Origin of the sequence: Xanthomonas campestris pv. campestris str. ATCC 33913 (assembly GCF_000007145.1) — a bacterium.
Taxonomy (GTDB): Bacteria; Pseudomonadota; Gammaproteobacteria; order Xanthomonadales; family Xanthomonadaceae; genus Xanthomonas; species Xanthomonas campestris.
This window is the reverse complement of sequence record NC_003902.1, coordinates 3,651,581-3,665,129: the sequence shown is the minus strand read 5'-3', so window position 1 is coordinate 3,665,129 and position 13,549 is coordinate 3,651,581. Positions and strand designations below refer to the sequence as shown.

10 protein-coding genes are annotated in these 13,549 nt (G+C 66.4%); 6 read left to right on the top strand and 4 right to left on the bottom strand.

The features are described from left to right. Positions 1-3: 3 nt before the first annotated feature. Both XCC_RS16035 and XCC_RS16030 read left to right on the top strand, forming a co-directional pair. Positions 4-306 (top strand): type II toxin-antitoxin system RelE/ParE family toxin, encoded by a 303-nt coding sequence (locus XCC_RS16035; RefSeq protein WP_011038207.1) that lies wholly within the window; start codon positions 4-6, stop codon positions 304-306. Beyond that, positions 306-1,961, top strand: a complete 1,656-nt coding sequence (locus tag XCC_RS16030) for an NAD+ synthase (protein ID WP_019237353.1) — start codon at positions 306-308, stop codon at positions 1,959-1,961. Before XCC_RS16035 ends, XCC_RS16030 begins: the two co-directional genes overlap by 1 nt. Here XCC_RS16030 and XCC_RS16025 read toward each other — a convergent pair. Both XCC_RS16025 and XCC_RS16020 read right to left on the bottom strand, forming a co-directional pair. Further along, positions 1,955-2,941, bottom strand: a complete 987-nt coding sequence (locus tag XCC_RS16025; protein WP_011038205.1) for a hypothetical protein — start codon at positions 2,939-2,941, stop codon at positions 1,955-1,957. The genes XCC_RS16030 and XCC_RS16025 overlap by 7 nt on opposite strands. Before the next feature lie 450 nt (positions 2,942-3,391). Further along, on the bottom strand, positions 3,392-4,273 hold the full coding sequence (locus XCC_RS16020) for an outer membrane protein assembly factor BamD (RefSeq protein ID WP_011038204.1): 882 nt from the start codon (positions 4,271-4,273) through the stop codon (positions 3,392-3,394). A 122-nt stretch (positions 4,274-4,395) separates the two neighbouring features. Between XCC_RS16020 and rluD the strand changes: the two genes are divergently transcribed. From rluD to XCC_RS16000, 4 genes are read left to right on the top strand one after another with little or no spacing between them, the layout of a single operon-like run. Then, positions 4,396-5,391 (top strand): 23S rRNA pseudouridine(1911/1915/1917) synthase RluD, encoded by a 996-nt coding sequence (gene rluD, locus XCC_RS16015; RefSeq protein WP_011038203.1) that lies wholly within the window; start codon positions 4,396-4,398, stop codon positions 5,389-5,391. Position 5,392: 1 nt separating this feature from the next. Continuing rightward, positions 5,393-6,193 carry a peptidoglycan editing factor PgeF gene (pgeF, locus tag XCC_RS16010; protein WP_011038202.1) on the top strand — a complete coding sequence of 267 codons (801 nt, stop codon included), beginning with the start codon at positions 5,393-5,395 and terminating at the stop codon, positions 6,191-6,193. A gap of 20 nt (positions 6,194-6,213) precedes the next feature. Then, positions 6,214-6,720: a DUF4166 domain-containing protein gene (locus XCC_RS16005; protein ID WP_011038201.1), complete on the top strand. Its 507-nt coding sequence runs from the start codon at positions 6,214-6,216 to the stop codon at positions 6,718-6,720. Further along, complete coding sequence (locus tag XCC_RS16000; RefSeq protein ID WP_011038200.1) at positions 6,707-7,126, top strand: thiol-disulfide oxidoreductase DCC family protein; 420 nt, start codon at positions 6,707-6,709, stop codon at positions 7,124-7,126. The genes XCC_RS16005 and XCC_RS16000 overlap by 14 nt, the downstream gene beginning before the upstream one ends. 634 nt (positions 7,127-7,760) lie before the next feature. Here the strand turns inward: XCC_RS16000 and XCC_RS15995 are convergent. After that, positions 7,761-9,629, bottom strand: a complete 1,869-nt coding sequence (locus XCC_RS15995) for a methyl-accepting chemotaxis protein (protein ID WP_011038199.1) — start codon at positions 9,627-9,629, stop codon at positions 7,761-7,763. Between the two features lie 532 nt (positions 9,630-10,161). Next, positions 10,162-12,597: a glucose/quinate/shikimate family membrane-bound PQQ-dependent dehydrogenase gene (locus XCC_RS15990; RefSeq protein ID WP_029628877.1), complete on the bottom strand. Its 2,436-nt coding sequence runs from the start codon at positions 12,595-12,597 to the stop codon at positions 10,162-10,164. Positions 12,598-13,549: the final 952 nt, after the last annotated feature.

Sequence of the window (13,549 nt, the reverse complement as noted above, 5' to 3'; positions counted from 1 at the left end):
CAGGTGACCAGGATCGCGCTTGCCGCGCGCGTCGCCGACGATGCGCGCCGTTTAGTCGCTTATCTGCTGGAACACGATGCAGCCAGTGTGCAGCGAAAGCTCGCTGGCATCTTCCAGGCGATCGACGCATTGGCGGACAATCCACTGATGGGGCGCGCAGTGCATGGCGGATTTCGCGAACTGGTCATAGGCCGCGATGCCAGCGGCTATCTGGCGCTCTATCGTTACGCACCGTTGGACGACACCGTGTATGTGCTGGCGATCCGTTCGCAGCGCGAAGCGGGTTACCTTGAAAGCCTGTTTTGATGGAGTCAGCAGTGACAGCACACACCCTTCGCATCGCCATGGCCCAGTTCGACTTCCCGGTCGGTGCCGTGACGCAGAACACCGATCGCATCATCGAGTACATCGCTGCGGCACGCGACGAGTTCGAAGCCGATATCGTGCTGTTCCCGGAATTGGCGATCAGCGGCTATCCGCCGGAAGACCTGCTGTTGCGCCCCGGGTTTCTTGCCCACTGCGAGCAGGCGCTGGCGCGGATTGCCGCAGCCACGCGTGGCATCGTGGCGGTGGTCGGCTGGCCGCAGAGCGCCGGCAGCGTGGTCTACAACGCCGCCAGCGTCTTGCGCGAGGGGCGCATCGAAGCGACCTACCGCAAGCGCGAATTGCCCAACTACGCGGTGTTCGATGAGCGCCGCTACTTCGACGTGGACCCGGACGGCGACAACTGCGTGGTGACCGTCAAGGGCGTGCAGGTGGGCGTGGTGATCTGCGAAGACCTGTGGTTTGCCGAGCCGCTGGCCAAGACCGTGCAGGCCGGCGCCGAACTGGTGCTGGTGCCCAACGCCTCGCCGTACGAGCGCGGCAAGCATGCGCAGCGCGATGCCTTGCTGGCCGAGCGCACCCGCGAGAGCGGGGCGGCGATTGCCTATCTCAATGTGGTCGGTGGCCAGGATGCGCTGGTGTTCGACGGCGCCTCGGTCGTGGCCGACGGTGATGGCACCGTGCATCCGGCCGCAGCAGCGTTCGTGGACCAGTGGCTGGTGGTGGACTATGCCGCCGGCGAGCGCAGCTTCACCCCGGTGGTGTGGGTGGACGATGGCGACGAAAGCATGGACGCGCTGGCCTGGCGCGCGGTGGTGCGCGGGCTCAAGGATTACTGCGGCAAGAATGGTTTTCGCAAGGTGTGGCTGGGGCTGTCCGGCGGCATCGACTCGGCGTTGGTGCTGGCGATGGCGGTGGATGCGCTGGGGGGCGAGAACGTCACCGCAGTGCGCCTGCCGTCGCGCTACACCGCCGGGCTGTCGAACGATCTGGCCGACGAACAATGCCGCGCGCTGGGCGTGAAACTGGAAACGATCGCGATCGAGCCGGCGTTCGAAGGCCTGCTCGCGGCACTGGGGCCGCTGTTTGCAGACACCCAGCCCGACATCACCGAAGAAAACCTGCAGTCGCGCAGCCGCGGCGTGATCCTGATGGCGTTGTCCAACAAGTTCGGCGGGCTGGTGCTCACCACCGGCAACAAGAGCGAATACGCAGTGGGCTACGCCACCATCTATGGCGATATGTGCGGTGGCTACGCACCGCTCAAGGACCTGTACAAGACAGAGGTCTTCGGACTGGCCAAGTGGCGCAACACCGTGGGCGGCGCGCCGGTGATTCCGCCGGCGGTGATTTCGCGCCCGCCCTCGGCGGAACTGCGCGACAACCAGACCGACCAGGACTCGCTGCCGCCCTACGACGTGCTCGACGGCATCCTGTACCGCTACGTCGACCAGGAGCAGTCGCGTGATGACATCGTCGCTGCCGGCTACGCGGCCGACACCGTGGAGCACGTGCTGCGGCTGGTGCGCCTGAACGAGTGGAAGCGCCATCAGGCAGCACCCGGGCCGAAGGTGTCGCGGCGCGCGTTCGGGCGCGAGCGGCGTTACCCGATCACCAATGGCTATTCGGGTCAGTAACCGGGGGCACCGGGCGTCGTGCGCGCTGGCGCCGACGCCGGAGGCTGGGCGAAACCGGTGAGCAGCTCCAGCGTGGGCTTGGGGCGCGTCAGGTCGTACATCAGGCCGAAATGGCCTTCGACGCCCGAAATGGTGGTCTGGTCCAGCAGCTCGTAGACGTTCACCTCGGCCACCACGTCGGCATAGTGGTCGCGCACGGTGCGTAACAGCTGGGCCAGGCTGTCGTAACAGCCGCCATCGCCCTGGGCGCCGCCGCTGACATTGCCGGTATACACCTCGGCGCAGTTGAGTTCGTTGAAGAACACCGGCGTGTTGTAGGTCTGCGCGGCGGTGCGCAACTGCCCCAGATACAGGTCGGTCCAATAGCCGGCATCGTGGGGGAACGCGTAGTAGTGGAAGCTGATGTGGTCGAACGCAAAGCCGGCCGCCCGGGCCTTGGCCAGAAACCAGAGGGAGCCATTGCGATCGCCGGGGCAGCGCGCGGTGGCACTGTGGTCGTCGCTATTGCAGGCGGTGATGTTGATGGTGAAGCGCAGCCCTGCGCCCAGCTCGTTGGACGCCTGCCGCATGCCCTGGTACATCGTGGTCATCGCCGCGATCCTGGCATCGGCCTCGGCACGCACCAGATCCTGTTCGTTACCGATCTCCCACACCTTGATGTCGGCGGCATAGCGGCGCGCCAGCTGGTAGCCGATCTCGCGGGTCATCGGGTAGACCATCGGGCGCAAGGTGATGCCGTATTTGCGCGCGAGCGGAACCAGCGTGTCGAGCGTGGCGTAATCGCGCGGGTCCACGTCGAAGCGATAGCTGCGCAGGTTACGCGCGGCCAAAAGTTTGAAGCGGGCCTCGGCCTGTGTCATGGCGTAGGCGGGGCGGTTGTCGTGGGCGTTGACGCCGTAGACGATGGGGGCGGCATGGGCGGTGGCCATCGACAGCAGCAGCCCGAGCGCAAACAGGATCCGCTGACCGGACATCGACATACAGCCTCCTTGGCGTGCGCCGGCAGGATGTCGTCCCTGCCTTATGCCTGGAGTATAGGAATCCTCGCCAGGCCATTCGGTGACCTGGTGCCGGGTCTCGGGCGCCCGCGCTGGCGATGTGGCCCGGATCCGGTTCGCGATGCATGAGCTTGCCCGGGCAGGCCGCGATTGCCGGCCAGGACTCGTGCGCATGCAGCTGGCGGCCGGACACACGGTGGCTCAGGGTGAGCATGGCAGCGAAGTCGATGGCGATATCCGCCTCGCGTGACACCCAGGAAGACCACGCCACGGACTGCAGCCGGCGCTGGCCCGTACCAACGTGTCGCCGCGCGAGCACGTCCTGCCAAGGGAGCGCCTTGTCGCGCTGCCAGTTGGCGCTGCGGCAATAAAGCGTTGCGGCAATAAAAAAGGGGCCTTGCGGCCCCTTTCATCTCATCGCCGATCGATCTCTCAATCGCGACTCATCTGTGCATTGCGCTGGCCGGTGGCGGCGGATTTCTCGCCAGCGAACGGGTTGAGCTTGCGCACGGCCCACGGATACTTCGGCCAGTCGCCGGTCAGCCACGGGTGCTGCGGGCTGTTGAGCTCCAGCACGCGGCGCGCGTCGGCGGCCAGGGTCTTGTTGCCCAGGTGGGTGTAGGCCTCGGCCAGCACGGCGACTGCGTCGTACTGGAACGCGCTCTGCGGGTAGGTTTCCAGCAGGTAGTTGGCACGCCCTGCAGCCGACACCCAGGCGTCGCGGCGCAGGTAATACAGCGCGTTGTCCAGTTCGTGCTGGGCGAAGATGTCGCGCAGCTCGATCATTCGCTTGCGCGCGTCCGGCGCGTAGCGGCTGTTGGGATAGCGGTCGGTGACGGTGTTGAAGTCGTTGTAGGCCTGCTGCGGCGAGGACAGGTCGCGGCGGCTCGGGTCCAGCGACCATACGCGGCGCAGGAACACCGTGTCCCGGTTGCTGTTGGCCAGCCCGCGCAGGTAATACAGATACGAGATGTTGCGGTGCGTCGGATAGGTACGGATGAAGCGGTCGACGCTGGACACCGTGTCGTCGTGCTTGCCGGCCTTGTACTGGGCGTAGGCGGTTTCGATCATCGCCTGCTCGGTGTACGGGCCATACGGGTACTGGGCGATCAGGCGCTTGTAGCTGGCTTCGGCGCCGGCCCAGTTGCCTTTCTCCATCAGGCCGTGGCCCTTGCCGTAGAGCTGCTCGACCGGCATGCCCTCGTCGGGATTCTTGTCCTTGGCGCCGCGGTGGCAGCCGGTGACGACAAACGCCATGACCAGCATGAGGGCAATCAGGCGCGCAGGCGCGGAAAACGTGGACCGTCGGATCATGGGGTCTGGGCAGGACGCGTCAGGAAAACGAAAGGGCGATGATAGCCTAGTGGCCTGTCCGGCGACTGACTCCCGCCGCCCGGACCCCAAATTCCTTGGTTTTTGCCTGAGTACCCGCGTCCATGTCCGACCAATCCTCCGAACCCCTCGATTCCTCCCTGCGCCAGGCTGTCGTGCCGGACAGCGCCGCCGGGCGTCGCTTCGATGCGGTGCTGGCCGAGCTGTTTCCCGAATTCTCGCGCTCGCGGCTGTCGGAGTGGATCAAGTCCGGCGATGCGCTGCTGGACGGCGAGACCGCCCGCCCGCGCGACACCTTGCGCGGCGGCGAAACCGTCCAGGTGCAGGTGGTGCTGGAAACCCAGACCCACGCCGCGCCGCAGGACATCCCGCTGAACGTGTTGTACGAAGACGACCATGTGCTGGTCATCGACAAGCCGGCGGGCCTGGTGGTGCATCCGGGTGCCGGTAACCCGGACGGCACCCTGGTCAATGCGCTGCTGTTCCGCGACCCGAACCTGGCTGCGGTGCCGCGTGCCGGCGTGGTACATCGCCTGGACAAGGACACCAGCGGTGTGATGGTGGTGGCGCGCACGCTGCAGGCGCAGACCGCGCTGGTGGAGCAGCTCTCCGCGCGCGATGTGCACCGCCAGTACCTGGCAGTGGTGGTGGGGGCGCTGGTCTCCGGCGGCACCGCCGATGCGCCGATCGACCGCCACCCGCGTGACCGGCTCAAGATGGCGGTGCGCGACGACGGCCGCGACGCCGTCACCCATTACCGTCTGCGCGAGCGCTTCCGCGCGCACACCGCGCTGGAATGCCGCCTGGAGACCGGGCGGACCCATCAGATCCGTGTGCACATGGCGCACCTGAAATCGCCGATCGTCGGCGACCCGCTGTACGGCGGCGCGCTCAAGCTACCCAAGGGCGCCACCGACACACTGGTGGCGGAGCTGCGCGGCTTCAAGCGCCAGGCCCTGCATGCCGAAACGCTGGAATTCCTGCACCCGGTCAGTGGCGAGCCGATCCGCGCCAGCGCGCCGGTGCCGGAAGATCTGCAGCGGCTGATGAGCGCCCTGCGCGAAGACAGCGCACGCGCCGCCGAGTTGGCGCGGCGCTGAGGTGAGCGCCGTGCCGTCGTTTGTGTTGCCGGCGCAGTGGCCGGCGCCGCCGCGCATCCACGTATTGACCACGCTGCGGCACGGCCTGGGCGTGTCGCCGGCACCGTTCGACACCCTGAATCTCGGCAACCGCAGCAGCCCGCAGGGTGACCTGCTGGCAAACGTGGAACGTAACCGGGCGCTGCTGACACAGGCGCTGGGCCTGCCAGGCGCGCCGCATTGGCTGCGGCAGGTGCACGGGGTGGAGGTGGTGCGCGTGGATGCGCCGCGTTCTGCGGATGCGGTGCACACGCAGCCGCGGGAGCTGGACGAGCCGGTGGCCGATGCCGCCGTCACCAGCGTGCCCGGCGTGGTGCTGGCCATCCTCACCGCCGACTGCCTGCCGGTGGTGCTCGCCGCCGCCGATGGCAGCGAAGTGGCGGCCGCGCATGCAGGCTGGCGCGGGCTGGCCGACGGCATGCTGGAACGCAGCGTGGCCGCGATGCGGAGCCCGCCGCAGCGGTTGGTCGCCTGGCTGGGGCCGGCCGCAGGGCCGCAGGCGTACGAAATTGGCGCGGATGTCTTCGAGGCGTTTGTGACGCGTGATCCGCAGGCGGCCAGTGCGTTCGTGGCCACGCGCCCGGGCCACTGGCGGGTGGATCTGTACGCGTTGGCGCGGCTGCGCTTGTGCAGTGCGGGCGTGCCGGCCGAGGCCATCCATGGCGGCGAGCTGTGCACCATTTCCGACCCGACGCGGTTTTTTTCGCACCGCCGTGATCGTCGCAGTGGGCGCATGGCCACGCTGGCCTGGATCGCGCCCTGAGCCCGCCGCTGTTTGCGCAGGTGCTGGGCACGGCAGCCTTTGCCCAATTGCCGGCGCCGGTGCGCGCGCTGCACGCGGTGCAGCAGCGGCAGCGCTTCGTTGGCCGTGCGCTGGTGCGCCGCGGTGCGCATCCGCTGGTGCCGCTGCTGGCATGGCTGAGCCGCTTGCCGCACAGCGGACAGGTGGCGGTGGAGGTGGAGTTCCTGGTCGATGCGAACGTCGAGCGCTGGCATCGGCGCTTTGCTGGCCTGCCGATGCACTCACGGATGTGGCGTCACGGCGCATGGTTGCGCGAACACCTGGGCGCAGTGCGTTTTGAGTTCGCACTGCGCGCCGATGCCACCGCGCTGTACTGGCAGGCGCGGCGGGTGTGGGCATTCGGCTGGCTGCCCTTGCCGGCGCGCTGGTTCGAGCAGGTGCGTTGCCGTGAGCATGCCGACGAGGGCCGCTATGGCTTCCTGGTCGACGTGCATCTACCGTGGGTGGGGCCATTCATTCGCTACGAGGGTTGGCTTGAACCGCACTGAGCACGCCGCGCCGCCTGCCACCATCGTGTTCGATGGCGTGTGCCTGCTGTGCAATGGCTGGGTCAGGTTCCTGTTGCGCCACGACCACCGCAGGCGCTATCGCTATGCCGCCATGCAGGGCACGGCCGGGCGCGCATTGCTGGTCCAGCACGGGCTGGACCCGGACGACCCGCTTTCGTTCCTGCTGGTGGACGCGGCAGGTGCCTGGACCGATACCGATGCAATCGTGCGGGTACTGAGCGGGCTTGGTGGCCTGTGGCGCGTGGCGGCAGTGCTGCGCCTGGTGCCGCGTTCGTTGCGCGACATCGGCTATCGCGTGGTGGCACGCAACCGCTACCGCTGGTTTGGCCGCAGCACGCACTGCATGTTGCCCACGCCTGAGCAACGCGCGCTGTTTCTGGATTGATGCCGCCGCATGTGGAATGCGGTGCTGGGTAGGAGCGCGCTTGCGCGCGATGGGGCGTTATCGGCGAGGCCACGTCGCGCGCAAGCACGCTCCTACGCGTGCTGTGATTTCTAGTGCTTTGGTGATGCCGCCGCGTTGTCGATACGTGCGCAAAACCTAGTCCGCAATGTCTGCCGATATCGGCTGGCACACGCGTGCACGCACCGCAGCTGGTTACGCAGTAGCTGCTTTCGATTGCAGTGCACAGATGGGGATTCGCGCCGCCGTTTTTTAACGACACACATGAGCGTAGGAGCGCGCTTGCGCGCGATGGGGCTTTACCGGTGAGGCCCCATCGCGCGCAAGCGCGCTCCTACGCGGATTGCGATTTCTAGCGCTTTGGTGATGCCGCCGCGTTGTCGATAGGCGCGCAAAACCTAGTCCGCAATGTCTGCCGATATCGGCTGGCACACGCGTGCACGCACCGCGCGCCGGTCACACAGAGGCTGCTTTCGATTGCGGTGCACAGATGGGGATTCGCGCCGCCGTTTTTTAACGACACACATGACGTAGGAGGCTTGCGCGCGATGGGGCGTTACCGGCGAGGCCCCATCGCGCGCAAGCGCGCTCCTACGAATGCGGGTGGTGTGCGGGGTTACGCCGCCGCGCTTCCAAAACTGCCGCGTACCACGTTCGAGCTACCGCGGGTGTCTGATTGCAGGCGGAAGATGGACACCGCATCGGCCAGTTCCACTGCCTGTTCTTCCAGGCTGCGCGCGGCGGCGGTGGCTTCTTCCACCAGGGCGGCGTTGCGCTGGGTCACTTCGTCCAGCTGCGCCACGGTGCGGTTCACCTGCTCGATGCCGCTGGACTGTTCGGCGCTGGCCGAGGTGATCTCGCTCATGATGTCGGTGACGTGCTTCACCGAGCCGACGATCTCGCGCATGGTCGCGCCGGCGCGGTGCACCAGACCCGAGCCCAGTTCCACCTTGTCGGTGGAGTCGGCGATCAACGATTTGATCTCCTTGGCTGCATCGGCCGAACGTCGCGCCAGGGCGCGCACTTCCGAGGCCACCACCGCGAAGCCGCGGCCCTGTTCGCCGGCGCGCGCTGCTTCCACCGCGGCGTTGAGCGCCAGGATGTTGGTCTGGAACGCGATGCCGTCGATGACGCCGATGATCTCGCCGATCCTGCGCGAGGCAGTGCTGATCTGGCTCATGGTGGACACCACATCGTCCATCACCTGGCCACCGTTCTGCGCCACTTCGCCGGTGCCCAGCACCAGCTTGTTGGCCTGCTGCGCGCTGTCGGCATTCTGCTTCACGGTGGAGGTGAGTTCTTCCATGGAGCTGGCGGTTTCTTCCAGGCTCGCGGCCTGTTGCTCGGTGCGTTCGGACAGATCGGTGTTGCCGGCAGCGATTTCCACCGCAGCGCGGCGAATGGTGTCCGACGCGGTCTGGATGCCGCCGATGATTTCGGTCAGGCGGATCACGGTCTGGTTGGTGTCGTCACGCAGGCGCGCGAAAATGCCATGCGCATCGCCATCCACGCGCTGGGTGAGGTCGCCCTCGGCCAGCGCGCTGATCACGCGCGCCAATGCAGCCAGATGCGTTTCCACCGAGTCGTAAATGCGGTTGATGCCTTGCGCCAGCGACAGCAGCACGCCGTCCATGCCGTCCATCTGCATGCGGCGGCTGAAATCGCCAGCGGCAGCGGCATCGATGATCTCGATCAGCGCCTGCTCGGCGTTGACCTGCGCGGTGACGTCCATCCACTGCGCGATGGTGCCGAGCTTGGTGCCGTCGGCGGCGATGATCGGGCTGTAGACGAAGTCGATCTGGCGGCCGAAGAACGGCGCACGCACGGCCTTGGAGGCGGTGAGCGCACGCATACGGTCGATGGCGGCCTGGCTGTCCGGATAGATGTCGCCGATGCTGCCGCCGACGAAACCTTCGGCATGGAAGCTGGGGCGGAAGCTCTGCACGTCCGGCTCGATCAGCTTGAGCATCTTGAGCAGTTTGCGGTTGGCGAACAGCACCTGGCCGTCGTCATCGGCGATGCGGATCATGGTGTCCAGATCGTCCAGCGCCTTGATCACGAACTGGCCGTGGCGCAAGCCTTGCTCCATCACGTCGAGGCGGAGGGCGAGCTTGTCCTGGGTGGCTTGCAGGGTGCGCAGCAACGGCGCGAGTTCGCCGCTGGCGCTGCGCGCGTCCAGGCGCTGGAAGCGGCCTTCGCCGATGGCGGCAATGGCGGTGACTGCCTGGTCGAGCTGGGTGGCAGTGCGCCGGCGCGACCACCACCACAGCCCCGCACTGGCGGCGCCGAGCACCAGTAATGCCGGTAGCAGCGTGCCCAGGGTGTGCCAGAAGCCGCCGGGCATGGCCGTGGCGGCGTAGACGGCAAGCAGGATCAGCAACGCGGCCTGCGCCGCGGCCGGCAACCAGGCTGTCCAGGTGGCACGCGCAACGTTCCGGCCGGTGGGCGGAGGAGAGGCGGGTGCGGCATCGAGGGTAGGCAACATAGGCTGGTGTCCGACTGGTGTTCTGGGTGGGGAGCGCGTCCGGCAGTGTGTAGCTGCAAGGGGGTATCGGCGGCCGGGCCCGAATCATGACGGTGTGAAGGCGCCGTTCGTCGGAATCAGCACGCCGGTACCCTAAAAATGCCGATGTGCTTGATTTGGAAGCGGTTTTCAGTCCTGAGGCAGGGTTGGGCGCTCCCGGCGATTTCCTGACGAAGCGCACATTTATTTTGTTATTGAAATGTGAACTTTCGGCCTGCCCGACAGTGCATGGGGTTCAAGACGAAGGGTGCAGCCTGCGCTCCGTACCCCAGGCAGGAACCCCCCCCGCGATGGCGAGGCTGGGCCGATCGCCGCTGCCGCATCGCAGCTCGCCCCGCGGGCAATGGCGTGCGCTAACTCGCTGTGATTCGCTTGCGGCCGCACGCACGACGCGGCGGAAAGTGCCCCTCGGAGCGCGGCGCTCTTCAGGCACGCACAAAAAAACCGGCCGTCTTGCGACGGCCGGTTCAACGTCACTGCACAACCTCAGACGTTATTTGGCGCTGGCGGCCGCGTCGTCGGGCAGTGCCCAGGCAATGACGCTGTCGCCGGACTTGGTTTCCATGCGGTCATGGCCACCCACCGCGGCAACGATGTACTGCTTGCCATCGATGGTGTAGCTCAGCGGCGCGGCCTGCGGGCCCGCAGGCACGCGGGTCTCCCAGACCTGCTTGCCGGTGCGGGTGTCAAAGCCGCGGATGAAGTTGTCCAGGCTGGCACCGATGAAGGTGACGCCGCCGGCAGTGGCCAGCGAGCCGCTGTTGTTCGGGGTGCCGATCTCGAACTTGGTCTTGGACGGGATGCCCATTGGGCCCTGGTCGTAACCGGTGCCCAGCGGACGGCGCCAGATCACCTGCTGCGTGCGCAGATCCACGCCGGAGATATAGCCCCACGGCGGTGCCACGCACGGCGTGTTGAGCGGCGACATCCACGGCTCCTTGCGCGCGCCATAGGCCAGGCCTTCCTGCGCCATGTAGCCCTTGGTCTTGCTGCTGCCGTTGAACACCGACACCACGCCCAGCTCGTTCATCACCGTGCGCGGGTAGACGTGCTCGGTATAGGGCAGGCGATTGCTGTTCATCACCATGATGCCGCGCTGCAGATCGACCGACACGCCGCCCCAGTTGATGCCGCCATGGTTGCCGGTGAACGACAGCGAGCCCTGCAGGCTTGGCGGGGTGAACATGCCTTCGTACCGCAGCTTCTTGAACTCGATGCGGCAAGCGAGCTGGTCGAACGGGGTCATGCCCCACGCGTCAGATTCAACGATGGTCTCGTAGTCACGGCTGGGCGCACCCACGGTGTTGGGCATGCCCGGCGACACCGGCTGGGTGGATGCGGTCCAGTCGCCATGGTCGGTGCCCTGCGGCACGGCGATCTGCTTGACAGGCATGATCGGCTGGCCGGTGGCGCGGTCGAGCACGAACACCTGGCCGGACTTGGTGGCCTGGATCACGGCGGGGCGGGTGCCACCGCCGGCAACCGGCCAATCAACCAGGTTCGGCTGCGGGCCGATGTCGTAGTCCCACAGATCGTGATTGACGGTACGGAAGTGCCAGCGCTCCTTGCCGGTTGCCGCATCCACGGCCACCAGCGAGGCGGTGTATTCCTCTTCCTGCGGGGTGCGGCCCTTGCCGAAGAAGTCGCCGGCAGCGTTGCCGGTGGGCAGATACACCAGCCCCAGCTCGTCATCGGCGGCCATCAGCGACCACACGTTCGGGGTGGAGCGGGTATAGGTCTGGCCGGCCGGCGGTTCGGCGGTGATGGCCGGGTTGCCCAGATCCCAGGCCCAGCGCAGCTGGCCGGTGAGCGCGTCGAAGCCGCGCACCACGCCGGACGGCGCATCGCGTTCCTGACCGTCGCGCACCTGCCCGGTGGGCTGGATCACCACACCGCGCATGACCACCGGCGGCGAGGTCGGGCCGACGAAGCCCGGCTTGGTGTTGCCGGTGCCGGCATTGAGGTCCACATAGCCGTTGTTACCGAAGCTGGCGCAGAGCTTGCCGGTCTGCGCATCCAGCGCACCCAGGCGGCCATCGACCATCGGCCAGAAGATCCGCGTCGGGCACTCGGCAGTGCCTTCCGGCGCCTGGTAGTACGACACGCCGCGGCATGTGGTGGCGGCCACGCCGGCCATCGCCTTCGGATTGGTCTGCGGGTCGAAGCGCCAGCGCTCCTTGCCGTTGGCCGCCTCCACCGCAATCACCTTCTGGGTCGGGGTGCAGATGTAGAGCAGGTCGCCGACCTTGAGCGGGGTGTTCTGGAACGCATAGCCCAGCTTGGAATCCTTCGGCTTGAGATCGCCGGTATGGAATTCCCAGGCCACCTTGAGGCCCTTGACGTTCTCCGGCGTGATCTGCGCGCCGGGGGTGTAATGGTTGGACAGGTTGGAACCGGCGTAGGCGGTCCAGTTACTGGCATCGTGGTTGGCCGCCACGTTCCCGTCCGGGCTGGGCACGCTGCCACGGCTGAACGGCGTTGCCGCATCGGCCGGCTGCTTGGATGCATCGGCCAGTTCCACATTGCGCGGCACCAGCAGCGGCCACAGGATCAGCGCCGCACCCAGCACCGGCAGCACGCCGGTGACCACGACATAGCCGAGCCCGGACAACGGCTGCATGCGCCGCCGCGCCACGCCCCAGAACGGCAACAGCACCAGGCCGAGCACCGAGATCCAGGCCAGACGTGGGATCAGGCCCCAGCCATCCAGGCCCACTTCCCACAGCGCCCACACGATGGTGGCCGCCAACGTAGCGCCAAACAGCCACAGGCCAGCGCGTTTGCCCAGTGCCAGCAGCACACCGGCCACCAGCACGGCGATACCGGCCAGCACGTAATACCAGGAGCCGCCAACGGCCACCAGGCGCCCGCCTTCATAGGCGAGCGCCGCACCAAGCACGGCGAGCACCACGGCATAGGCTACCAACAGCCAAGTGCCGAGCCCGCGTTTAGAGGATTGATCAGTCATTTTGAGTTATCAGGAAGGACCCGGGCACCAAACAAACGGTGCAGGTCGTGGAGGGAGAGAGGCAGCGGACTGGCGAAAGCGGCCGCACCTGGATATGAACGCGCCGCCCCTCCCAGGGTCCTCGGCGCTAATCATGTGAATATTTTAGACCCATCCTTATCCCGTGTCCGTGACGGAATAGGAACCATCGGTCCAACCTGCACACCTGAAGCACACGAAGTAGGCAAAAACTAAACGCAATTGCTGATTCGTTGACTGATAGTCGTTAGTCGCCGGTCGCCTGTGCTGATTGCCGATACTAGTGACGGTGCCGATTCTTGAATTTCTCTAATCAGCTTCGGTGACGCACACGTAGCTCATATCCGTAGCCTCGCTGTCGCTGTCGCTGTCGCTGTCGCTGTCGCTGTCGCTGTCGCTGTCGCTGTCGCTGTCGCTGTCGCTGTCGCTGTATTGCCCTATTTGCGATTAACACAGCGATCCGTCGCCTGCCAAGCCTGAAACCTTGCTTCGGCAGCGCTGTTCCGCTCTTGCTCTTGCTTCACCCAGTCGCCTTAAAGCAAGCCGAGCACCGCAGTCACGCGTGGCCGAAGAGGCGCCCTTGTCTGAGCGTAGCGAGTTTGGGCGCCGTGCCACGCGTGGCGAGGAGCGCAGGGCACCGGTGCGGCTTCACCGCACCGGATTGCGTCGGCGACAGCGGTTTTGGTTCCTTTTGCCAAGACAAAAGGAACTCGCGCCGCAGGCGCGAAAGCTCTGCACTTGCATTGTTTTGCCGTGAAGTGCCTTGCATCGAAAGACGCTATCAACAACTCAGCAGCTGAACCCCTGCGCGCAGTCATCTAGGCAACGCTTTCTCATGCTCACGGCGAGAAAATTGCATCAACGCAGTGACGCGAAACGCGACACCGCGCATGAA